The 22499-nt window shown below is 30.0% G+C and carries 23 protein-coding genes; 5 read left to right on the forward strand and 18 right to left on the reverse strand.

The window, feature by feature from the left end:
• Positions 1-2: 2 nt before the first annotated feature.
• From ACTTBN_RS05210 to ACTTBN_RS05220, 3 genes are all read right to left on the reverse strand, one after another.
• Positions 3-1334, reverse strand: a complete 1332-nt coding sequence (locus ACTTBN_RS05210; protein ID WP_440681337.1) for a (Fe-S)-binding protein — start codon at positions 1332-1334, stop codon at positions 3-5.
• Between the two features lie 159 nt (positions 1335-1493).
• Entirely contained in the window at positions 1494-1910 is a 417-nt protein-coding gene (locus ACTTBN_RS05215; protein ID WP_262590070.1) for a rubrerythrin family protein, read from the reverse strand.
• A 106-nt stretch (positions 1911-2016) separates the two neighbouring features.
• A complete protein-coding gene (locus ACTTBN_RS05220) occupies positions 2017-2445 on the reverse strand; it encodes a Fur family transcriptional regulator (protein ID WP_262590069.1) in 429 nt (142 codons plus the stop codon).
• Between the two features lie 94 nt (positions 2446-2539).
• Here ACTTBN_RS05220 and fabA point away from each other — a divergent pair, with 94 nt between their 5' ends.
• From fabA to ACTTBN_RS05240, 4 genes are all read left to right on the forward strand, one after another.
• Positions 2540-3040, forward strand: a complete 501-nt coding sequence (gene fabA, locus ACTTBN_RS05225; protein ID WP_440681338.1) for a bifunctional 3-hydroxydecanoyl-ACP dehydratase/trans-2-decenoyl-ACP isomerase — start codon at positions 2540-2542, stop codon at positions 3038-3040.
• Positions 3040-4251, forward strand: a complete 1212-nt coding sequence (fabB, locus tag ACTTBN_RS05230; protein ID WP_440681339.1) for a beta-ketoacyl-ACP synthase I — start codon at positions 3040-3042, stop codon at positions 4249-4251. Before fabA ends, fabB begins: the two co-directional genes overlap by 1 nt.
• 3 nt (positions 4252-4254) lie before the next feature.
• A complete protein-coding gene (locus tag ACTTBN_RS05235) occupies positions 4255-5040 on the forward strand; it encodes an enoyl-ACP reductase FabI (RefSeq protein WP_262590066.1) in 786 nt (261 codons plus the stop codon).
• Positions 5041-5172: 132 nt separating this feature from the next.
• On the forward strand, positions 5173-5670 hold the full coding sequence (locus tag ACTTBN_RS05240) for a BspA family leucine-rich repeat surface protein (protein WP_440681340.1): 498 nt from the start codon (positions 5173-5175) through the stop codon (positions 5668-5670).
• Between the two features lie 220 nt (positions 5671-5890).
• On the opposite strand, the gene pnp is transcribed toward ACTTBN_RS05240, so the two are convergent.
• The 12 genes from pnp to ACTTBN_RS05300 all read right to left on the reverse strand — a co-directional run bounded on the left by pnp (position 5891) and on the right by ACTTBN_RS05300 (position 18823).
• On the reverse strand, positions 5891-7963 hold the full coding sequence (gene pnp / locus ACTTBN_RS05245; RefSeq protein WP_440648192.1) for a polyribonucleotide nucleotidyltransferase: 2073 nt from the start codon (positions 7961-7963) through the stop codon (positions 5891-5893).
• A 57-nt stretch (positions 7964-8020) separates the two neighbouring features.
• Positions 8021-8269: a 30S ribosomal protein S15 gene (gene rpsO, locus ACTTBN_RS05250; RefSeq protein ID WP_075485648.1), complete on the reverse strand. Its 249-nt coding sequence runs from the start codon at positions 8267-8269 to the stop codon at positions 8021-8023.
• A 12-nt stretch (positions 8270-8281) separates the two neighbouring features.
• Positions 8282-8650 (reverse strand): 30S ribosome-binding factor RbfA, encoded by a 369-nt coding sequence (rbfA, locus tag ACTTBN_RS05255; RefSeq protein WP_075485631.1) that lies wholly within the window; start codon positions 8648-8650, stop codon positions 8282-8284.
• Positions 8650-10869, reverse strand: coding sequence for a translation initiation factor IF-2 (gene infB, locus ACTTBN_RS05260; RefSeq protein WP_440681342.1), 2220 nt, complete (start codon positions 10867-10869; stop codon positions 8650-8652). The genes rbfA and infB overlap by 1 nt, the downstream gene beginning before the upstream one ends.
• A gap of 10 nt (positions 10870-10879) precedes the next feature.
• A complete protein-coding gene (nusA, locus tag ACTTBN_RS05265) occupies positions 10880-12433 on the reverse strand; it encodes a transcription termination factor NusA (protein ID WP_440681343.1) in 1554 nt (517 codons plus the stop codon).
• A 96-nt stretch (positions 12434-12529) separates the two neighbouring features.
• Positions 12530-13699, reverse strand: coding sequence for a methionine adenosyltransferase (gene metK, locus ACTTBN_RS05270; RefSeq protein WP_440681344.1), 1170 nt, complete (start codon positions 13697-13699; stop codon positions 12530-12532).
• Positions 13692-15230: an apolipoprotein N-acyltransferase gene (gene lnt / locus ACTTBN_RS05275; protein WP_440681345.1), complete on the reverse strand. Its 1539-nt coding sequence runs from the start codon at positions 15228-15230 to the stop codon at positions 13692-13694. Before lnt ends, metK begins: the two co-directional genes overlap by 8 nt.
• A 1-nt stretch (position 15231) precedes the next feature.
• Positions 15232-15693: an rRNA maturation RNase YbeY gene (ybeY, locus tag ACTTBN_RS05280; RefSeq protein WP_440681346.1), complete on the reverse strand. Its 462-nt coding sequence runs from the start codon at positions 15691-15693 to the stop codon at positions 15232-15234.
• Positions 15686-16681, reverse strand: coding sequence for a PhoH family protein (locus ACTTBN_RS05285; protein WP_440681348.1), 996 nt, complete (start codon positions 16679-16681; stop codon positions 15686-15688). The genes ybeY and ACTTBN_RS05285 overlap by 8 nt, the downstream gene beginning before the upstream one ends.
• A gap of 3 nt (positions 16682-16684) precedes the next feature.
• The gene (miaB, locus tag ACTTBN_RS05290) at positions 16685-18040 is read right to left on the reverse strand and encodes a tRNA (N6-isopentenyl adenosine(37)-C2)-methylthiotransferase MiaB (protein ID WP_440681349.1); all 1356 of its coding nucleotides are present in this window, start codon (positions 18038-18040) and stop codon (positions 16685-16687) included.
• Positions 18018-18428 (reverse strand): Fur family transcriptional regulator, encoded by a 411-nt coding sequence (locus ACTTBN_RS05295; protein ID WP_440681350.1) that lies wholly within the window; start codon positions 18426-18428, stop codon positions 18018-18020. The genes miaB and ACTTBN_RS05295 overlap by 23 nt, the downstream gene beginning before the upstream one ends.
• Positions 18429-18436: 8 nt before the next feature.
• The gene (locus tag ACTTBN_RS05300) at positions 18437-18823 is read right to left on the reverse strand and encodes a peptidase M22 (protein ID WP_440681352.1); all 387 of its coding nucleotides are present in this window, start codon (positions 18821-18823) and stop codon (positions 18437-18439) included.
• On the opposite strand from ACTTBN_RS05300, the gene ACTTBN_RS05305 reads away from it, so the two are divergent.
• Entirely contained in the window at positions 18777-19832 is a 1056-nt protein-coding gene (locus tag ACTTBN_RS05305) for a polysaccharide deacetylase family protein (RefSeq protein WP_440681353.1), read from the forward strand. The two genes, ACTTBN_RS05300 and ACTTBN_RS05305, sit on opposite strands and share 47 nt — an antisense overlap.
• Here the strand turns inward: ACTTBN_RS05305 and ACTTBN_RS05310 are convergent.
• From ACTTBN_RS05310 to trpS, 3 genes are read right to left on the reverse strand one after another with little or no spacing between them, the layout of a single operon-like run.
• The gene (locus ACTTBN_RS05310; protein WP_440681354.1) at positions 19829-20896 is read right to left on the reverse strand and encodes a glucosaminidase domain-containing protein; all 1068 of its coding nucleotides are present in this window, start codon (positions 20894-20896) and stop codon (positions 19829-19831) included. The genes ACTTBN_RS05305 and ACTTBN_RS05310 overlap by 4 nt on opposite strands.
• 5 nt (positions 20897-20901) lie before the next feature.
• The gene (locus tag ACTTBN_RS05315; RefSeq protein WP_440681355.1) at positions 20902-21441 is read right to left on the reverse strand and encodes a NifU family protein; all 540 of its coding nucleotides are present in this window, start codon (positions 21439-21441) and stop codon (positions 20902-20904) included.
• Between the two features lie 52 nt (positions 21442-21493).
• The gene (trpS, locus tag ACTTBN_RS05320) at positions 21494-22495 is read right to left on the reverse strand and encodes a tryptophan--tRNA ligase (protein WP_440681356.1); all 1002 of its coding nucleotides are present in this window, start codon (positions 22493-22495) and stop codon (positions 21494-21496) included.
• Positions 22496-22499 lie beyond the last annotated feature (4 nt).

The raw sequence follows: 22499 nt of genomic DNA on the forward strand, positions 1-22499 counted from the left end.
AATCATAATTTATAACTTTTAGCCATCAATTCGATAGGATGTAGTGCCTCATCATTGGAAATGTTAGTATCCACTTCAAGCTGCTTTAAGTGCTTACCTGCTAAAGGACAATCAGAAACCATGTACTTGTTATTTTTTGTTTTAATTTGTCTTGCAGTTGGTCTTCCTACTTTATTGGCCAGATCATGTGTTTCTTTCATCACACCAAAAGTTCCACCATGCCCGGCACATTTCTCTACAACATCAATTTTAACATTCGGGATAAGTTTAAGCATATCTCTCGCTTTGATACCCATGTTCTGTGCTCTTGCGTGACACGCATGGTGCACTGTCACTCCACCATCTATTTCTTGTAAACCATCTGCTAATCCCTCATTGTTTGCAATATCAACAACATACTCATCGATATCCATAACGTTTGCAGATAATTTTTTTATTTTATCATCATTAGGTAAAAGCAATGGCCATTCAAATTTTAACATTAAACCACAACTAGCGGTTAATGTAACAACTTTGTAACCTTTGTTAATCCATTCAACTAAATCTTTAGAAACTTTTTTAGCCTGTTCCACAACTTTAGGAAGATCAGCTTGCTCTAAGAATGGCATTCCACAACATCCAGGATAGGCTTCTTGAACTTCTACACCATTTTTCTTTAAAACTTTTAAAGCTGCGACACCCGTATTTTTTTTATTAAAGTTAACAAAACAAGTAGAATAAATTACAACTTTTCTATCATTAGTTTTTGTCTCATAGTTTATTTTGTCATTATTTTTCTTAAAAAAGTTAGAAAAAGTTTCTGAATTGTATTTTGGAAGTTGAACCCTTTTATCGATACCAGCAACTACCTCTAATATTTTTCTGAACAACTTATTTTTTATATCTGATGCCCAATTAATTATTTTAGAAAATAAAACCCCAATTTTTGCGTTTCTATCTATTTGGGCTAATTGCATTGGAACACTTGGTAATTTACCTAATTTTTTCTGTGCTGTTCTGTACCTCAACATTAAATGAGGGAAATCAAGATCAAAATCATGAGGAGGTACATAAGGACATTTGGTCATAAAACACATGTCGCAAAGAGTACAGGCATCAACAACCGGAGCAAATTGCTCACTTTTTAAACTCTCTACGTCTTCATTTTCAGACTCATCAATCATATCGAACAATTTTGGAAAGGAATCACAAAGATTAAAACATCTTCGACATCCATGGCAAATATCAAACACTCTTCGCATTTCTGCATCTAATTTTTCAGGATTTAAAAAATCTGGATGCTCAAAATCAATAGGGTGACGTATTGGGGCGTCTAGACTTCCTTCTTTGCTCATACGATTATATTAGAAATTATAATTAATGATAAAGAAACTAATACCACTGGTTCATTAAACCAATCTTTTATTAATTGTAAAAGTTGCTCTTTCATTTTTTTTGATTTTAGAAATTTTGTTAAATTTAGTGGGCGGTAAACGCCCACTAATGAATATTATTTAGGCAATAGACTCTAAAGTTTTTTGAAATTTACCAGCATGAGATTTTTCAGCTTTTGCTAAAGTCTCAAACCAATCTGCAATTTCCTCAAAACCTTCTTCTCTTGCAGTTTTAGCCATACCTGGGTACATGTCAGTATATTCATGCGTTTCTCCCTCAATTGCTGAAGCTAAATTTGCTTTAGTTTCACCAATTGGTTTCCCAGTAGCTGGATCTCCAACTTGTTCAAGGTATTCTAAGTGACCATGTGCGTGACCAGTTTCACCTTCTGCTGTTGATCTAAATACTGTAGCTACATCATTATAACCTTCGATGTCAGCTTTTTGTGCAAAATAAAGATATCTTCTATTTGCTTGACTCTCACCAGCGAATGCTGCTTTTAAGTTCTCTTCTGTTTTACTTCCTTTTAAAGACATTTTTTTCTCCTTAATTTAACTTTATAGACCATATAGTGTCTAAAACTTTAATGTCAATAGTTTAGAATTATTATAATCTAGATTTTATATAATTGATTTAATTGAATTATTTTTGAGTTTGATTATCACTCGCAACTTTAACCAAAACTTCAACTGAATTTATTTTTTTTCCTGTAATATTTTTTTTAATATTTACTGGGTCTATATCATTTTCATCACAATCTATTAGCTGATGGGTATCTTCATCATAAAAATGATGATGAACAGATGTGTTTGTATCAAAATAACTTTTATCGCTGTTAATCGAAATTTCTTTTAAATATCCTTTTTTCTGAAATGCATGAACAGTGTTGTAAACTGTTGCTAAAGAAATTTTTTCATTCATCTCCTCAGAAATCATTTTTACAAGATCATTAATTGTAAAATGAAAAGTTTTTTCTCTATTAAATAGAACTTCACACATTTTAACCCTTTGTTTAGTGGGTCTAAGTCCTAAATCTCTTAATTTTTCAACAAAATTGCAGTTTTTTACCATTGTATTTTATAATTATTCTAATGTATGAATAAAAATATACAGTTTTATTATATTATATTGGCATTAAATCAAGTAATAAGGTTTCTCAAAAAATATGAAAAAAAATTCCTACTCATATGACGATCTAATAAGTTGTGGAAATGGTGATCTTTTTGGACCAGGTAATGCAAAATTACCACTTCCTCCAATGTTGATGTTTGATAGAATAACTGAAATCAACGAGAATAATGGAGCTTTCAGTAAAGGCTCTTTAAAGGCTGAATTAGATATAAAAAACGATCTATGGTTTTTTGACTGTCATTTTAAAGAGGATCCAGTCATGCCTGGGTGTCTAGGTTTAGATGCTATGTGGCAACTAGTTGGATTTTTTCTGGGCTGGTTAGGAAATCCTGGCAAAGGTAGGGCTCTAGGAGTTGGTACTGTAAAATTTACTGGTGAAGTTTTACAAAATGTTAAAAATGTAAGGTACGAAATAGATATGAAAAAAATTATGTCACCAGGTGGAACAACTGTTGGTCTTGCCAATGGAATTGTACTAGCTGATGACAAAAAAATATATTCAGCAGAAAGTTTGAAAGTGGGGTTATTTAAATAATGAGAAGAGTAGTAATTACAGGATTAGGAATTGTCTCTTGTTTGGGAAACAACCAAGAGGAAGTTCATCAATCATTAATTAATTCAAAATCAGGAATTTCTTATGCTGAGGAATATAAAGAACATAATCTTAAAAGTCATGTCCATGGTAAACCAAATATAAAATTAGAAGATCATATCGATCGAAAAACAATTAGATTTATGGGTTCAGGTTCAGCTTATAATTATATTGCAATGAAAGAAGCTATTGAGGATTCTGGATTAGAAGAATCTGAAGTTAGCAATTTTAAAACTGGGATCGTTATGGGTTCTGGTGGTCCATCAATTGAAAATGTTATTTTGGCTGCGGATAAAACGAGGGCTAAAACTCCAAAATTAATGGGACCGTTCATTGTTCCAAGAACAATGGCAAGTACAGCTTCTGCAACACTTGCTGTTCCATTTAAAATTAAAGGAACCAACTACACAATGAGTTCTGCATGCGCAACAAGTGGCCACTGTATTGGTAATTCAATGGAATTAATTCAAATGGGCAAACAAGATGTTGTATTTGCAGGTGGAAGTGAAGAAGTTCATTGGGCTATGACGGCAATGTTTGATGCGATGACTGCTTTATCATCAAAATATAATGACGCTCCTGAAACAGCATCAAGAGCATATGACAAAACAAGAGATGGTTTTGTAATTGCAGGTGGTGCAGGTGTGTTAGTGCTAGAGGAATATGAACACGCTAAAGCGAGAGGTGCTAAAATATACGCAGAATTAACTGGTTATGGAGCAACTTCAGATGGATACGATATGGTAGCTCCATCAGGAGAAGGTGCTGTCAGATGTATGCAAATGGCGATGGCAACTAGCAAAAATAAAATTGATTATATCAATACTCATGGAACTTCTACTCCAGTTGGAGATATCACAGAGCTAAATGCAGTTAAAAATACTTTTGGAGACAATATCCCAAAGATTAGTTCGACAAAATCTTTATCGGGACATCCACTTGGTGCGGCTTCAGTTCATGAAGCAATTTACTGTTTGATAATGATGAAGAATAATTTCATAGCTGGCTCTGCAAACATAAATGAGATGGATGAAGAAGCAAAAAAATTTCCTATAGTTTCAAAAACTGAAACAGGAGCAACTTTAAATACAGTAATGTCAAATAGCTTTGGTTTTGGTGGAACTAATGCAGCTTTAATTTTTGAAAAGGTTTAATTTATGAGTTTAATGAAAGGCAAAAAGGGATTAATCATGGGTGTTGCCAATGAAAGATCTATTGCCTGGGGTATATCTCAAAAACTTGCTGAAGCAGGTGCAGAACTAGCATTTACATATTTAGGCGATGCTTTGAAAAAAAGAGTAGTTCCTTTAGCAGAAAAATTGAATTCAAACGTTACATTTAGTTGTGATGTTGAAAAAAAAGAAGAGGTTGTAAAATTATTTGAAGATATCAAATCCCAATGGGGTGAAATTGACTTTGTGGTTCATGCGGTTGCTTTCTCTGATAAATCAGAGTTATCAGGTGAATATTTAAATACTACTAGAGAAAACTTTTTAAGAAGTATGTTAATCTCATGCTTTTCATTTACTGAAGTAGCAAAAGAAGCCTCAAAGGTAATGAAACAAGGCGGAAGTTTATTAACTTTAACTTACGAGTCTACTAAAGCTATTCCAAATTATAACGTAATGGGTGTTTGTAAATCAGCTCTTGAGGCAAGTGTTAAGTATTTAGCAAGAGATTTAGGAGCCAAAGGTATGAGAGTAAATGCTATAAGTGCTGGACCTATCAAAACATTGGCTGCCTCTGCAATTGGAGACGCAAAATTCTTATATAAATGGAATGAAGACCATTCTTTCCTTAAAAGAAACGTAGATATCCATGATGTTGGAAATTCAGCATTATATCTATTAAGTGACCTTGCAAACGGTGTTACAGGTGAAATTCACTACGTTGATGCTGGATATAACAAGGTTGGGATGCCAGATCCTAAGAATATTAGTTAATTTTTAAAATTTAATAATCTTATAATCAGCTATTAATTTACTATCAGCTTTTAATATTTTTTTTTAATATTAAATTAAGTTAATTTTTAATTACACAATATCAGCTAGTAACTTTTAATCTTAAAATCTAAAATGAAAAAAGTTAATAGTAAATTAAATTATGCAGTAAATTTCGTAATTTTTATATTTCTTATAACTTTTTCAACTAAGCAAGCTAATGCTGGTTGTCATATTGGAAGTGAGACTTTTAACCAAATTGATGGAACACCTGGTAAAGATGGAAAAATTACCTTAAATAAAATTAAAAACTGGGCTTCAGATGATGATGTTACAACTTGTGATGTTTCTACTTTGGCCAGTTTGAAAATGGCATTTTTTAACAAATCTTCTTTTAACCAAGATATTGGGCGTTGGAACACAGGTAATGTGATGAGTATGAGTTATATGTTTTATAGTGCATCAGCTTTTAACCAAAATATTAGAGCTTGGACTATAAAAAATAATATCAAGAGCTTAACGCTTATGTTTGGCGGTGCAACAGCCATGATAAGTGCCTACGCGGGTGTACCTGGATTTGATGTAACACCAAAACTGTTTTTTTTTAACTATTCAGACAAAAATCTAAATTAAAGTTTTTTAACTCCAGCTGATAATACAACTAATGTTGCAAGAGATATAAATATATTTTTTAAACTATGGTGTATAGTTGATGTTAGAATTGGAGATATTACAATAAAATATTTAAAAAGTTTTAACTCTGGAATGAAATAAGAATGCTCTTTTGCAAAATATCTTATAAAAAACCCCCAGAACTCTCATTCCAGGGGTTAGAATTTAATTTAATTATTTATTATTCAGTAGCTTGTTTCATAGAAAGTTTAACTTTACCTCTATCGAAACCAATAACTTTAACTTTTACCTCATCACCTTCTTTGACAACATCAGTTACTTTAGCAACTCTTTTATCTGCAAGTTCTGAAATATGAACAAGTCCGTCTTGTTTTCCTAAGAAATTAACAAATGCACCAAACTCCATAATTTTCATTACCTTACCTGAATAAATTTTATTCAGTTCAGCTTTTGCAGTGATGTCTTTAATCATTTGCATTGCAATGTTTCTAGACTCTTCATCTGGAGCAGCAACTGTTACCACACCTTCATCATTTACATCTACTTTCGCACCTGATTTTTCAACTATCTCTCTGATTGTTGCACCACCTTTTCCAATAACAGCAGCAATGTCTTTTTTATCAACATTAACTTGTTCCATTTTCGGAGTATGTTTTCCAACATCAGATCTTGAAGCTGATAATGCTTTATTCATTTCTCCTAAGATATGAACTCTTCCATCTTTAGCTTGGCTTAACGCCTGCTCCATAATTTCAAATGTAATACCTGTAATTTTGATATCCATTTGAAGAGAAGTAATTCCATCTTTTGTTCCAGCAACTTTAAAGTCCATGTCACCAAGATGATCTTCATCACCTAAAATGTCTGATAAGACACTAAAATCATCACCTTCCTTAATTAAACCCATTGCAATACCCGCAACTGGCTCTTTAATTGGCACTCCAGCGTCCATTAACGCTAAAGACGTTCCACAAACAGTAGCCATAGAAGAAGAACCATTAGACTCAGTTATTTCTGAAACTACTCTAAAAGTATATGGAAATGCCTCTTTCGTTGGTAATGAAGAGTTAATCGCTCTCCAAGCTAATTTACCATGTCCGATTTCTCTTCTACCAGTTCCAATTCTTCCAGTTTCTCCAACTGAAAAAGGAGGAAAATTATAGTGAAGCATAAATCGTTCTCTCTGAAGCCCATCTAAACTTTCAATTCTTTGTTCGTCATCAGAAGTTCCTAGAGTTGCTACAACAATTGCTTGGGTTTCCCCCCTAGTAAATAACGCAGAACCATGAGCTCTAGGTAAAATACCCACTTCACACTCGATAGGTCTTACATCAGATAAACCTCTTCCATCAATTCTATTTTTATTTTTTAGAATATCAGTTCTAACAATTGATTTTTCTAGGCTTTTTAGCTGACTGTTAACATCAAGATCTGTATAGTTTTCATCTTCCTCATAAAGTTTTTTAGCTTTATCAGTAATTTCGGAAATTTGATTTGATCTATCTTGTTTATCTCTTGTAGCAAAAGCTTTTTTAAGATCTTCTGTAAAAGTTTCCTCAAGTTTTTTCTTAACTTCAGATAAATCTTTTTTCTCAACTGTCCATTCAGGTTTTCTACATTCTTTTGCAAGTTCCTCTATCATTTCAATCACTGGAACAAAGCCTTCATGACCAAATTTAACTGCGTTTAACATTTCTTCTTCAGTTAAACCGCTTGCTTCTGACTCAACCATAAGCACAGCGTCTTTCGTACCTGCTACAACTAAATCTAATTTCGATTTTTCTAACTCTGCTTTAGATGGGTTTAAAACATATTTTCCATCAATAAATCCAACCCTTGAGGCTCCTACAGGTCCCATAAATGGCATTCCTGATATAGCTAATGCTGCTGATGAAGCAGTGATTGATAAAATATCTGGTTCGTTTTCTTTGTCGTATGAAATTACAGTTGGTAACAACTGTACTTCATTTTTGAATTCATCAGGAAACAAAGGTCTGATTGGTCTATCAATTAATCTAGAGATTAATGTTTCACTCTCAGTTGGTCTTGCTTCTCTTTTAAAATATCCACCCGGAATTTTTCCAGCTGCATAATATTTCTCTTGGTAATTTACAGATAATGGAAAGTAATCCATATCAGGATTTACTTTTTTTGCCCCCACTACTGTTGCTAGTACGACTGTCTCTCCACATGTTGCTATTATTGCACCGTCTGCCTGTCTTGCTACTTTACCTGTTTCTAAACTTATCTTCTTTCCCGCTACTTCAATTTCCTTCTTGTATACTTTAAACATTTCATTTCCATTTCGTTTCGTTCGTTTCGTTCCATTCCGTTCTATCTATCTTGACTTCTATTTTCTTAAATTCAATTTCGACAGTACATTTTTGTAAGAATCCATTTTGTTTTTCTTTAGGTATTCTAACAATTTCTTTCTTCTATTTACCGCTCTCAACAATCCAACAGATGAATGTTTATCCTTCTTGAATTGCTTAATATGCTTAGAGAGAGTTTCAATTTTCTCTGTTAGCAAAGCAATTTGGATTTCTGAAGATCCAGTATCTTTATCATGCATTGCTAATTCTTGTGCCTTTTTGTTCATGCCTCTTTCTTCCTATTTATTTGTTTGTTTTATTAAGTTTTCTATTTTTTCCGCATACTCAAAAGATTCGTCTTTTCTAAAAAGTAATTTTGGTAAAAATTTCATAACCACTTTTTGTGATAAAATTTTTCTTATTAAAAATGAGTATTCTTTCAAAACATTAATTGTTTCCTCAGCATCTTTTCCTCCCAATGGAAGAACATATGCTTTAGCAATTTTTAAATCAGGACTCATTCTAACCTCTGTAACTGTTATAGTATTTGTTTCTAAGTTGGGCACCTTAGCCTCATTTCTTATAAAAATCATGCTTAAAGACTGCTTAATCATCTCTCCGACTCTAAGCTGTCTTTGCGATACTGGTTTTCCTATTCTATCAGCCATTAAATCGATCTCTCTGTAGATGTAACACTAAATGCCTCTATTGTGTCGTTTTTTTGGAAATCCATATAATCTTTAACAGTAATTCCACATTCTTGACCATCACTAACCTGTTTTACTTGGTTTTTCTCTCTGAAAATTGTTGAAACTTTCCCTGTGTAAATTATTGCGCCGTCTCTAATAATTCTTACATCAGAATTACTATTTATTTCTCCTTCTGTAATTTTTGAACCTGCAACTTTTCCAGCACCTGAAACTTTGAATATCTCAAGAATTTGTGCTGTTCCAGTAATTGTTTCTTGAACATCAGGAGATAATAGTCCAGACATTTTTTGCTTAACAAAATCTAAAACCTCATAAATAATATTATAAGAAGAAATTTTTATTTTTTCATTTTCAGCAAGTTTTTTAGCCTCTTTGCTCGGTTTAACATTAAAGGCTATTAATACGGCATTTGATGCTTTAGCCAATGTAACGTCGGTTTCTGTTACCATTCCTATGTCTGCTAAAATTATTTTTGGTTTAACTTCCTCATGTTTAATTTGAGCTATAGCATTTTTGATAGCCTCAGAGGATCCTTGTACATCTGATTTTATAATTAAATTTAATTCTTCAGAGGATTTGTCTGAAAAAGCAGAATCTTGAGTTGCAAAAGTTAAAGGATTTTTTCCATCTTTGCTCTCTTGAGCTCTATTTTCACTCAAAGTTTTAGCCTCTTTTTCAGTATCTAAAACAATAAAATCATCTCCAGCTTTAGCAGCACCATTTATACCTAAAACTTCTATAGGAGTTGAAGGTGGAGCTTCACTTATATTTTGACCTTTATCATTGATAATTGCTCTAACTTTTCCCCACTTTAAACCACTCACAAAAAAGTCACCTTTTTTAAGAGTACCTGTTGTTACAATAATATTTGCAACTGGTCCTCTTCCAATATCAATTTTAGATTCTAACACTATCCCTGTAGCTTTAGATTCATAATCAGTTTTTAGATCTAAAATTTCAGCTTGTAAGATTATAGATTCGACTAACTTATCTAAATTTTGTTTAGTTTTTGTAGAAACTTCAACCATTAAAGTATCTCCAGATAAATCCTCTGCAATTAACTCGTGTTCAAGTAATTGGTTTTTAATTTTCTGTGGATCTGCTTCAGGAAGATCACATTTATTTATAGCAACTACAATTGGAACATTTGCAGCTTTTGCATGTTTAATTGATTCTACAGTTTGTGGTTTTACTCCATCATCAGCAGCAACAACTAATACAACTACGTCTGTTAATTTTGACCCTCTAGCTCTCATTTCTGTAAAAGCAGCATGACCTGGGGTGTCTATGAAAGTTAATTTGTTATTTTGACTTTCAATTTGATATGCTCCGATGTGTTGAGTAATTCCACCAAATTCTCCTGAAACTACATTTGCACTTCTCAAAACATCCAGAACAGAAGTTTTTCCATGGTCAACATGACCCATGACTGTAACAATAGGGGGTCTATTTTTTAAATTTTCTACTCTTGTAGCTTTTATTTTTTGTATAATTTCTTCTGCTTTTTCCTCTCTTATTGGATTATGACCAAATTCTTTAACTAAAAATTCAGCTGTATCAGCAGCTAAAGTTTGATTAATTGTTACTGTTACTCCCATTCCAAATAGATATTTTATTACATTACTCGACTGCTCTGCCATTCTATTTGCCAACTCTCTAACAGTTATTGCTTCTGGAATGTTGATATCTCTTTTGACTGGTTTTAGGTTTTCTTGAGCCTCTTCTTTTGAAGAGTTTTTCATTTCTTTTTGTCGAGCCCTTTTAACTGATGCAAGACTTCTTTCTCTTGCTTCTATTTCATCACTTAAAGCTCTTGAAACTGTTAATTTTAATTCTCTTTTTTTCGTTCCTACTTTTAAAGTTTTTCTATCTTTGCTTTCACTGTCACCTTTTAATCTTTTTGTGGCTCTTTGTTCTGCCAATTTTCTTCTCTCAAAATCGTTCGTGATTGGAGGGGATTTTGGCGCAAAAGAAGGTTTTAAAGGTGCACCTCTGTTAAATGAAGGAGTTGATCTTGGTTTACCAGCACCTGGTCTAAATGATCCACCTCTACTGGTAAATTTTCCAGTTTGTTTTTCTATAACAACTGAATTTTTTCCATGAGATTTAGCTATCTCAATATTTTTTATAGATTTTTTGGCTGAGCCAGATATTGTTAACTTTGTTTTTTTCTCCATTGCTCATCACCTAATCTTTATAAACTATATTTCTAGCAGACATAATCAACTCATCTGCTTCTTCTTTTGAGAGAGCAAAATCTTCAAGGTATCCTTGAATTTTTACTCTTTCACCTTTAACTATATCATAACCACCTGTAAGTTCATCCGATGCTAAGTCAGCAAAGTCCTCTAATGTCAAAATTTTTTGCTCACCTAAGGTAACTAACATTCCTGGTGTTAATCCTTTTAGATTAATTAATGTGTCTTCCAAACCAAGCTCTTTAATTCTTAGTGAAATATCTTCTTGATCTTTTTGATGAAAATCTTTAGCTCTTTCAATTAAAGCCTCTGCTGTTTCTTCCTCGATTCCCTCAATTTTAATTAAATTCTCTACTGTGCTATCTTTAATATCATCAATTGTTGAAAATCCTTCAGCAACTAGTAATTGACCCAAGGTTTCATCTAGTTCTAAATTTTTGACAAAATTATCAGTTTTTTCTTTAAACTCTAGTTGTCTTCTCTCTGAATCCTCTGCATCAGTCATTATATTAATTTCGTAATTTAATAACTTAGTTGCTAATCTTACATTTTGACCTCTACGACCAATCGCTTTACTCAAATTTTCTTCTGTAAGTATTACATCAAGTTTTTTTCTTTCAGCGTCTACATTTACTCTCTGCACTTCTGCTGGAGATAAAGCATTTGATACCAATATAGCAGCATCTTCTGACCAATTTACAATATCAATTTTTTCTCCCTGAAGTTCGTTTACTACTGCTTGAACTCTTGAACCTCTCATTCCAACACATGCTCCAACTGGATCTAATGAAGTATCAACTGCTTTAACGCATATTTTTGCTCTACTTCCAGGATCTCTAGAAGACGATTTAATCTCAATTAATCCGTCATAAATTTCTGGTACTTCTTGAACAAAAAGTTTTTCCATAAATTTTGGGTGAGCTCTTGATAAGAAAATCTGTTGACCTCTTGGCTCTCTCCTTACATCATAACAATAAGCTTTTATTCTATCACCAGCTTTAATGTTTTCTCTTGGAATTAACTCATTTTTTTGAATGATTGCTTCTGTTCTTCCTAAGTCAACAATTACACTTCCAAATTCTAATCTTTTAACAATACCACTTAAAATTGAATCTTTTTTATCAATAAAGTCATTATATTGTCTTTCTCTTTCAGCCTCTCTAACATTAAAACTGATAACTTGTTTTGCAGTTTGTGCAGCAATTCTTCCAAAATCAAAAGATGGCAAAGGTTGAAGAACTTCATCTCCAACTGATTTATCTTTATTGATTTCATTTAAAATTATTGCATCTTCTAACTTTATCTCAGTATTAGAATTCTCAGGATTATCTGAGATAGTCAGTTTTCTAAATAATTCTATATCGCCATTATCTCTGTTAATAGATACTTTGATTTCATTTTCTTGACCAAATTTAGATTTAGCTGCTTTAGCAATACCTGTTTCCATAGAACTAATTATAAGTTCTTTATCTATAGATTTCTCTAAAGCTACAGCTTCAGCAATTCTTAATAACTCTAATTTATCAGCTCTTTTATTTAACATTTTTGTTTGCTCCAAAAAAAAATGGGCTAGAGCCCATTTTGATAATTCAACAATGTAAGGGCAATATAGTAAAGTTTTTTTTTAATTCAACAGAAACTATTTAGAAAAAACCTCAGTTTTATCAGTTTTTTCCCAAGAAAAAGAACCATTATCCTCAGGGTTTCTGCCAAAATGACCGTAGGCTGCTGTTTTTTCATATATTGGTCTATTTAAGTTCAGCATTTCTCTAATTCCTCTTGGGCTTAAATCAAAATTTTCATTAATTTTTTCAACAACAAATTTATTTTTTTCTATGTCATTATCAAATAAATCAACATAAATTGATAATGGTTTAGATACTCCAATTGCATAGGCAAGTTGTATTAAACATTTATCTGCTATTTTTGAAGCGACAACATTTTTAGCAATATATCTTGCTGCATAAGCAGCAGATCTATCTACCTTGGTAGGATCTTTACCCGAAAAAGCGCCTCCACCATGTGGTGCCGCACCTCCGTATGTATCAACAATAATCTTTCTTCCAGTTAGGCCACAATCTCCATCTGGACCACCAATAACAAAGTTACCTGTTGGATTAACATAAAACTCTTCATCTCTAAAATCTTGAAGAAACTGTTCAGGAATTGACTTAATCATATAGGGTCTTAACAAATCCCTCACTTGAGATTGATTAACATCAGCAGAATGCTGTGAAGAGATAACTACAGATTTAACTCTAGTAGGTTTGCCGTCAACATACTCAAATGTAACTTGGCTCTTTGAATCTGGTTCTATGTTTTTTAATTTACCAGACTTTCTATCTTCTGCCATTAGTCTTAAAATTTTGTGTGAATAATGAATTGGCGCAGGCATCAAAACATCTGTTTCATTACAGGCGTATCCAAACATAATTCCCTGATCACCTGCTCCTTCATCTTTATTTCCAGATGAATCTACTCCCATTGCAATATCAGCAGATTGAGAATGTAAATGGCTTTCTATTTTTGTTGCTTCTCTCCAAGTAAAACCATCCTGATCATAACCAATATCTTTTATACAGTTTCTTACTTTTTCAATTAATTCATCTTTTTTTATCTCAGGTCCTCTTACTTCACCTGCCAAAACAACTTTATTCGTTGTGGTCAAAGTTTCACAAGCAACTCTTGAAAATGGATCACCGGAAATATAACTATCAACTACCATATCAGAAATTCTATCTGATACTTTATCAGGATGACCTTCAGATACAGACTCGCTTGTAAAAAGGAAATTTTTTAAATTACTCATTATTTTTTCTATTAAATGAAAATATTAGAAAAATATACAACAAAATTATTATTCCAAAAATTTTATTTCCAAATTTTGAAAAAACTGTTGGTTGAATTTTTCTCATTTCAAACAAATCAATATATCCCACATCATTAAATGCTACTTGATTTTCAACAATCCCCAGTGGATTTATTATTGCTGCTATTCCATTATTAGCAGATCTTAGAACATATTTTCCACTTTCTATTGCACGATAAATACTATGAATAAAGTGTTGTTTAGGTCCTATTGATTGACCAAACCAACCATCTTCTGAAATATTTACAATAATATCAAATTCCTCATTTTTAAACAATTTTCCTGAATAAATTATTTCATAACAAATCAGAGGTAGAAATCTTAAAGAAAAGTTATTTTGATTTATCTCGATAATATCTCTTTTTTCACCTCTGGAATAAGACTGATAATTATTAGTTAAAGATCTTAAACCAATTTTTTTCAAAAAATTTTCCATTGGTAAAAATTCACCAAATGGAACTAAATTTGTTTTGTCGTAAGATTCTAGTAAGTTAAGATTATGATCATAAACTGAAAGAGAGTTAAAATATTTTGTGACTTCATTTTTTTTAGACTTACTGTTAATGCCTAATATTAATAAATGATTTTGACTAAAATGATCTTTAAATTTGAAATGATAATCCTTTATTTCATCTTGAGAAATCCCTGGTAATATACCTTCGGGCCAAATAAAAATTGTATTTGTTTCTTTTTTAGGCGAACTAATTTTAATTAAATCCTCAATAGACTTCATGGGACCATCGCCCGAATAAAATCTATCAAGTGAGATATTAGAGCCAATAAGTCTTATTTTATAGTCAAGTTCATTCAACTGAATATTGAAAAATTTATCCTTATTAGATGATCCATTTAGATAAAAAATCAAAACTAATAGAGGAAAAAGCAAACAGAAAACAATATCTTTTTTGCTATCTCTCAAGATATATAAAGCTGGACATAAGAATAATGAAATACAAAATAAATTAAATCCATAAGTTCCAATAATTGAAGTGATACTTAAAATTTCTAAATGATTTGAAAAACTATAAGCAATCAAATTCCATGGAAAACCAGTTAAAATTGATCCTCTAACAAATTCAATAATTCCAAAAAGTACCGAAAATAAAAAAAAACAACTCAATATTTTTTTAGGTTTCAAAATAACAAATAAATAAGAAATCAAACCATAAAATAATGCCAAAAATGAAGGAATAAGAATTAGAGTAAATGGAATCAGAAATCTAAAATTCTCATCAAAAGTTAAAGAGATTGAAATCCAATAAACATTAGTTAAAAAATAACCAAATCCAAACAACCATCCATAAAAAAAGAAAATTTTATGATTGTTGATTTTTTTTTTTATTAAAAAAATAAAAAATAAAGATAATGAAAAAAAATTTATTATTAAAAAATTAAATGGTGGTAAACTTAGAGAGGTTATTCCACCTAATAAGATTAAAAATATTACCTCGATATATAAATTATTTTTCAATTTAATTTATTTTGGAAATTACTGATTGATAAATTTTTTCTTCTTCTTTCAACATTTTAAAATAATCTTTATTTTTAATATGATCAAAGCCTAGTAAATGCAAAAAACCATGAATGAATATTTTAATTATTTTTTCTTTAAATTGTTTTATATTTTGTGATTTAGGTTTGTTTATAAAATTAAAACTTATAATTATATCTCCTAAATAAGTTTCTTTAGAAATCTTTGTTTTTCTGTTTAAAGGAAATGATAAAATATCAGTAGATTTATTTTTATTTCTAAAATTTTTGTTTAATATTTTAATGTTTTGATTATTTGATAATAACAATGTTAAACTAACTTTTTTATTAAAAAATCTATATTTTTTTGGAAAAGCGTTGCAAATTTTTTTAAAAAAAAGTTGCTTATTTTTTAACTTTTTTGACCAAGCCTTCTCTTCAGAGAAGACATTTATATTAATCATTTTGTGAGTATGCTTTTACTATTTTTGAAACAAGAGGATGTCTTACAACATCAGAATGATCAAAATCTACAATCGAAATCTCATTTAAATGACCTAATAGTTCTTTTGATCTAACTAAGCCTGACATACTTTTGTTTGGTAAATCTATTTGAGTTGGATCTCCATTTACAACTATTTTTGAATTCTCTCCGATTCTTGTGAGGAACATTTTTATTTGAGTATCAGTTGCATTCTGAGCTTCATCCAAAATTGCAAATGAATTTTTAAGAGTTCGTCCTCTCATAAAAGCTAATGGAGCAATTTCAATATCTCCTATTTCTATCATTCTTTGTATTTTTTCAAAATCAAACAGATCATACAATGAATCGTAAAGTGGTCTTAGATATGGATCTACTTTTTCCTTCATATCACCAGGAAGAAATCCTAATCTCTCACCAGCTTCCACTGCAGGTCGAGATAAAATTATTCTTTCTATTTTTTTTTCTAATAACATCGTTAAACCAACAGCAACAGCCAGAAAGGTTTTGCCTGTTCCTGCGGGCCCTGCAGAAATAATTATATCGCTTTGTCTTAAAGCCCTAACATAACCTTTTTGTTTTTCAGATCTTGGGATGATAGATTTTTTTGGAGTTTTAATTATATCAGTAACATTATTATTTTTTACTTTTTCATTAATCATAAATTTATCAATAGATGAAACAATATCTTTATTTTCAATTGAGCCATTATTAATAAATTGATTAGCCAAGAATTGAATAGCATTCTTAATAAGTTCATTTGTTTCGGTATTTGATTTAATCATTATTGAGTTTCCTCTAGAATACAAATTAGAATTAGTCATTTTTTCTAATTCTTTTAAATTTTTATTAAACTCTCCTGCAACTCCCATCAATAAATCATTATCATGAAATATTACGCTTAATGAATTATTATCCGAGTAAACAAACTTTAAAGATGCGTTGATATTTTGTTTATTTGTATTTTGCAAAATCTAGGCTACCTTTTGTTTTGTATCATGGATGAGTTCACCAAATAAAGTATTTCTATTGCTATTCTTTATTTTAACCTTCACAACTTTTCCAACATGTTCATTTTTACCATCAAAAATTACAGATGTCATAAATTCAGATCTACCAAAAACTTTGGTTTTGTCTTCAGTTAAATTTTCCACTAAAACATCGATTATTTTATTTTCTAAATTCTTATTCATCTTAATTTGATTTTCAAACAAAAGATTTTGAACTAATTCCAATCTCTCCATAGAAATTTTTCTATCAACTTGAACTAAATTCTCTGCTTTTGTTCCAGGTCTTGGGCTGAATATAAAAGAATATGAATTTATAAAATTCACTTTTTTTATTAATTCTATCGTATCTTGGAAATCTTTCTCACTTTCACCAGGATAAGCTAAAATAAAATCACTTGAAAACTCAATTTTTGGATTAATTTTTTTTAGTTTATCAAATGTTTTTAAATATTCACTAATTGTATGTTTTCTATTCATTAATTTTAAAACATTATCAGAACCACTCTGAACTGGAAGATGAACTAATGGCATTAATTTTTTAGAGAACTTATAAACTTCAATCAGATCATTTGTCATATCTTTTGGATGTGATGTTGTATATCTAATTCTCTCAACCTTATCTATTTTTTCAATTTCTAAAATTAAATTTGATAATCTTTTTCCATTATCATCATATGCATTAACATTTTGTCCTAGCAATATAATTTCTTTAGCACCATTATCAGCTAAATATTTTGCCTCATTTATAATTTGACTAAATGGTCTTGAGTATTCTGGTCCACGTGTATAAGGAACAACACAAAAATGACAAAACTTATCACACCCTTCTTGAATAGTTAAAAAAGATGAAACCTTACCAGTTTCATTTTTTATTTTACTTAAATATTCAAACTTAGAGACAGCATCAAAATCTGTTTCTTCAATTTTTTTATTTTTTTCTTCATAATTTAAGATTGTTTCATTAATTTTATGATAAGATTGTGGACCAATAACAAGATCAATATAAGGTTCTCGCTTTAGCATTTCTTGATTTTCGGCTTGAGCAACACATCCAGCAATTATCACTAATGGTTTTTTTTCATTTCTAAAACTTTTTTTTACTCTCCCAATTTCTGAATAAACCTTTTCTTTTGCCTTATCTCTGATGTGGCAAGTATTTAATAAATAACAATCAGCATCTTCTTGGTTTTGCGTTTTCTGATAACCAATTTTTTTTACAGTATCAAATATTCTATTTGAATCGTATTCATTCATTTGACATCCGAATGTCTTAATAAAGATTTTTTTCATTTGACTTTTAGGATTTCTTTTTGATTCCATATAGCTCTAATTTATGATCAACTAAAGTATACCCATATTTCTCTGCTACTTTTTTTTGAAGCTTCTCTATGTCTTCATCAACAAATTCAATAATTTCACCTGATTTCACATCTATTAGATGATCATGATGACCCTCGTTAAGTTCTTCATATCTTGCCTTTCCCCCTTTAAATTCATGCTTAGCAAGTATTCCACTTTCTTCAAATAATTTTACTGTTCTGTAGACAGTGGCAATACTTATTTTCGAATCTATTTTTGATACTCTGTTATAAAGTTCATCTACATCAGGATGATCAGTGGACTCTGACATTACCTGGGCGATTACTCTTCTTTGATCTGTTAATTTTACACCTTTTGCTAAGCATTTTTGCTCAATGGTTTCGGACATATGATAACTTAACTTATATAAATGGGGTTAATCAAATTTTTTTTAATTTTAAATTTATCACATAATTCAGGTATATTTTTATGATTTAATTCTTTTTCACCTTTAAAATCCTGAAAACTGTAACAATAATAATCAATTTTTAATGCTAATTGGATAGCTTTAACAATTGAGATTGAATTTCTAATCCCCGCAAAGCTTCCTGGACCTCTATTAATATAAATCTTGCTAATATCACTCAAATCAAATTTATTAGATTTTAAAAATTCTTTAATTAACAAAGTTAATTTTTCATAATTTATTTTAGTATTATCATGAGTAATGCTGTAAATATCACTACTAGTAATAACCATGAGAAAAATTTTTGCTTCTGCTACATCTATAATAAGTTTATTCATATTTAGTTTATTATTCAGCTTTAGTTCTAAATCAGATGAAAATAATATCAAATATTATTCTAAAGATAACGGAATTTTATCAATAATGTATCATCGTTTTAATGAAACGAAATATCCATCTACAAATATTAATATGGATATTTTTAAAGAACACATAAAAATTATAAAAAATTCAAAATATAATTTTCTTAATCCAAATGAATTTGAAACTAAGTTTAAAATTTCTAAATCAAATAAAGAAATTTTATTGACTATTGATGATGGATTTGAATCATTCTACTTAGAAGCATGGCCTTTTTTAAAAGAGAATAAAATACCATTTATACTCTTTGTTTCAACTGAAGCAGTTGGAAAAAGAGGATATATGACATGGGATCAGATAAGAGAAGTCAGTTCAGAAGATTTTTCTTTAATTGGTCATCACTCCCATAGTCACGAATATCTAATCGATGAAGATACAAACAATTTTGTTTTAGATATTGCTAAAGCAAATGTAATATTTCAAAAGGAACTAGGAAATATACCAAATATTTTTTCCTATCCTTTTGGAGAATACTCTAAATTTATGAAAGATTATATATCTAAAAATTTTAAATTTGCTTTTGGTCAACATTCGGGTGTAATTGACATTAATAAAAATAAATTTGAATTGCCGAGATTTCCAATAAATGAGAAATACGGAGAGTTAAAAAGATTTAAGTCAATAATAAATTATTATCCATTGGAATATAAAAAATTGTCACCAAATGAAAAACAACTAACAAAAGAAAATAACCCGCCAAAGTTTGAAGTTGAATTTTTTAAAGAACAACAAAATTTAAAAAATATTACATGTTATTCAAATGAAGGAAATAAATGGGAAAAATCTAAAACAAATTTTACAAATCAGGTTTTAACAATTGAATTTAGAGCTCCGTTTGAACCTAGAAGAGGTAGAGTAAATTGTTCGCTAAATGATAATGGAAAGTGGAGATGGTTTGGCGTTCAATTTCCAATTAAGACAAATTAAATCAAACTTTCTAAATCTTTACTAGAAGGTAGCAATCTTGCTTCATCAAAATCTTTTAAATTATTCTGTTCAATAATTTTTTGAAGAACATCAGTGTATTCTTTTCCTGTCTCTGCATACTTATCTAAATATTTTGATAATATTAAACTATCTAAAGGTTTATTTTTATTCCTAAAATCTGTTCTAGCTTTCCTTAAATTTTTATATGAAGAATGTGTATTCAAATTTCTCAGATATGCTCTTACCGAAAGTTGCAGACTATGAAATTTCATCACTTTGTGCTCTTTTCCATCCTCAGCATTTTTAGGTTTTAAACCTTCTCCAGACCAAGTCCATTGACCAAACAATGCGTTTCCTTTTAATGCAAATCTAGAAGTTCCCCAACCAGTTTCCTTTGCAGCTTGAGCAATCGCTAAAGAAACTGGAATTTCGTCCATTCTTATTTTTAATGTGGAAAAATCATTTTTCTTAACACCATATTGTTTGAATTTTTTTTCTAACCATTTCTTTTCAATTTCAGAATTACTGTTTTTATTTAAAATTGTGAAAAGTCTCTTTCTATCAATTCTGATTTTAGTATTTTCTTTAACTATTAAAGGTAAAACAATTTTGATGAACATTTCTTTTCTTTTTTTTGTATTTCCAATATTTTTTATTTCATTTGGCAAAAGACCTATATCGATTGGTTTTACTAATTTTGTTTTTCTTACGTCTTTAAGGGTGTAGTTAACTTCTTCAAATAACGCATCAATTTGAGATGTAGTAAACCTTACAAGGTTAATTTCAAAATTATTTTCTTCCAAAATATCATAAAGTAATTCTCTCTCATCATTTTCAACAAAAGACTCAATTTCCTCAACTTTTTTATCTCTTTTTAGAGCTTTATTTAAAATATTTTTAGAATTGTTTGTGTACTCTTCATTATTAAAGTTTTTTTCTGCAAAATTTATTAAAACTGGTGTTACATAAAAAAATGAAGTAACCATCAATGCACTTAATAAAAATCTTGATAGTACATTTAAACTTTGATCTTTAGAGTTTTCAGATTTTTTTATTTTTTTCATAATTATTAAACCGAAACAACTTCTTTAACCTCAGGTAAATAATGACATAATAAATTTTGAACCCCTTGTTTTAATGTCATTGTGGAGCTTGGACAGCCAGAACAACTTCCTTGCAACTGAACTGTAACTATTCCATCTTTAAATTCTTTAAATTTAATATCGCCACCATCTCTTGCTACTGCAGGTCTTATTTTCTGATCCAAAATTTTAACTATCTTCTCCTCAATTTCGGTTAAATTAGTTTCTTCATTTTCTGAATTTTCGTCTATTACAAACTCTTTGCCACTTGAATAAAAATCATTAATTAAAGAAATTACAATATGCTTTATTTCATCCCAATTAATATTACCTTTCTTATTAACGGATATAAAATCTTGCCCTAAAAATAAACCTTCAACACCATTAACTGATAATATATTTCGAACTAATTCATTTTTTACATCATCCTTATTTGTAATTTCATAAGGACCACTATTTGAAACCTTCTTGCCCGGAAGAAATTTCAAAGAATTTGGATTTGGTGTTACTTCAGTTTGCACAAACATAAAATTATATATAGTTAAATTTTTTAAAAATGAAACTTGATTATAAATTTTTCTAAAAACCTACTATTTCTTTCAATCTTTCAATCTTTTTTGATGCAATCGCATTAGCTTTTTCAACTCCTTCTAGAAGGATTTTGTCTAAATATGATTTATCATTTAAAAGTTTTTTAATTTCACTAGAAATAGGATTTATCTTATCAACTAATTGATCAGATAATCTTTCTTTAAATTCTGAGAAATTTTTCCCAGCAAATAAATCAACAGAATTTTGTAAAGATGAATTTGTCAAACTAGAATAAATACCTAATAAATTTTTTGCTTCTAATCTATTTTCAAGCTCATTTATATCTTTTGGCATTGGTAAGGGATCTGTTTTTGCTTTTTTAATTTTAATAATAATTTGATCTTTATCGTCTGTTAAATTTATTCTACTTAAATCTGACAATTCGGATTTGCTCATTTTTTTCGAACCATCTTTCAAACTCATTATTCTTGAGAATTCTTTTTGGATTAAAGGTTCAGGAACCTGTAAAAAATTTTCAATTTCAAAATCATTATTAAATTTTTGAGCTATATCTCTACATAATTCTAAATGCTGCTTTTGATCATCTCCAACTGGAACATGGGTAGCATCATATAACAGGATGTCTGCAGCCATTAAAACAGGATAAGAATAAAGACCGACACTTGCTTTTTCTTTATCTTTTCCAGCTTTCTCCTTAAATTGAGTCATTCTATTTAACCAACCCATTCTAGCTACACAGCTAAAAATCCATGCCCCTTCAGAATGAGCTGGAACTCTAGATTGGTTAAAAATAATACTTTTTTTTGGATCTATTCCACTTGCTACAAAAGTTGCAACAGTTTCTCTAATATTATTTTTTAATTCTTTTGGATCTTGCTTTACTGTAATCGCATGTAAATCCACAACACAAAAAATACATTCATTTTCATTATCATTATTTAAATCTACAAAATTTTTTATAGCCCCTAAATAATTTCCTAAATGAAGATTTCCTGTAGGCTGAACACCAGAAAATATTTTTTTACCCATATGA

Source organism: Candidatus Pelagibacter sp. HIMB1623, from assembly GCF_052047695.1.
GTDB lineage: Bacteria > Pseudomonadota > Alphaproteobacteria > Pelagibacterales > Pelagibacteraceae > Pelagibacter.

Coding starts and splice junctions, on each gene's coding strand:
- ACTTBN_RS05210 (WP_440681337.1), bottom strand. CDS start 1,334: ATGAGCAAAGAAGGAAGTCTAGACGCCCCAATACGTCACCCTATTGAT.
- ACTTBN_RS05215 (WP_262590070.1), bottom strand. CDS start 1,910: ATGTCTTTAAAAGGAAGTAAAACAGAAGAGAACTTAAAAGCAGCATTC.
- ACTTBN_RS05220 (WP_262590069.1), bottom strand. CDS start 2,445: ATGGTAAAAAACTGCAATTTTGTTGAAAAATTAAGAGATTTAGGACTT.
- fabA (WP_440681338.1), top strand. CDS start 2,540: ATGAAAAAAAATTCCTACTCATATGACGATCTAATAAGTTGTGGAAAT.
- fabB (WP_440681339.1), top strand. CDS start 3,040: ATGAGAAGAGTAGTAATTACAGGATTAGGAATTGTCTCTTGTTTGGGA.
- ACTTBN_RS05235 (WP_262590066.1), top strand. CDS start 4,255: ATGAGTTTAATGAAAGGCAAAAAGGGATTAATCATGGGTGTTGCCAAT.
- ACTTBN_RS05240 (WP_440681340.1), top strand. CDS start 5,173: ATGAAAAAAGTTAATAGTAAATTAAATTATGCAGTAAATTTCGTAATT.
- pnp (WP_440648192.1), bottom strand. CDS start 7,963: ATGTTTAAAGTATACAAGAAGGAAATTGAAGTAGCGGGAAAGAAGATA.
- rpsO (WP_075485648.1), bottom strand. CDS start 8,269: ATGAACAAAAAGGCACAAGAATTAGCAATGCATGATAAAGATACTGGA.
- rbfA (WP_075485631.1), bottom strand. CDS start 8,650: ATGGCTGATAGAATAGGAAAACCAGTATCGCAAAGACAGCTTAGAGTC.
- infB (WP_440681342.1), bottom strand. CDS start 10,869: ATGGAGAAAAAAACAAAGTTAACAATATCTGGCTCAGCCAAAAAATCT.
- nusA (WP_440681343.1), bottom strand. CDS start 12,433: ATGTTAAATAAAAGAGCTGATAAATTAGAGTTATTAAGAATTGCTGAA.
- metK (WP_440681344.1), bottom strand. CDS start 13,699: ATGAGTAATTTAAAAAATTTCCTTTTTACAAGCGAGTCTGTATCTGAA.
- ybeY (WP_440681346.1), bottom strand. CDS start 15,693: ATGATTAATATAAATGTCTTCTCTGAAGAGAAGGCTTGGTCAAAAAAG.
- miaB (WP_440681349.1), bottom strand. CDS start 18,040: ATGGAATCAAAAAGAAATCCTAAAAGTCAAATGAAAAAAATCTTTATT.
- ACTTBN_RS05295 (WP_440681350.1), bottom strand. CDS start 18,428: ATGTCCGAAACCATTGAGCAAAAATGCTTAGCAAAAGGTGTAAAATTA.
- ACTTBN_RS05305 (WP_440681353.1), top strand. CDS start 18,777: ATGAGAAAAATTTTTGCTTCTGCTACATCTATAATAAGTTTATTCATA.
- ACTTBN_RS05300 (WP_440681352.1), bottom strand. CDS start 18,823: ATGAATAAACTTATTATAGATGTAGCAGAAGCAAAAATTTTTCTCATG.
- ACTTBN_RS05310 (WP_440681354.1), bottom strand. CDS start 20,896: ATGAAAAAAATAAAAAAATCTGAAAACTCTAAAGATCAAAGTTTAAAT.
- ACTTBN_RS05315 (WP_440681355.1), bottom strand. CDS start 21,441: ATGTTTGTGCAAACTGAAGTAACACCAAATCCAAATTCTTTGAAATTT.
- trpS (WP_440681356.1), bottom strand. CDS start 22,495: ATGGGTAAAAAAATATTTTCTGGTGTTCAGCCTACAGGAAATCTTCAT.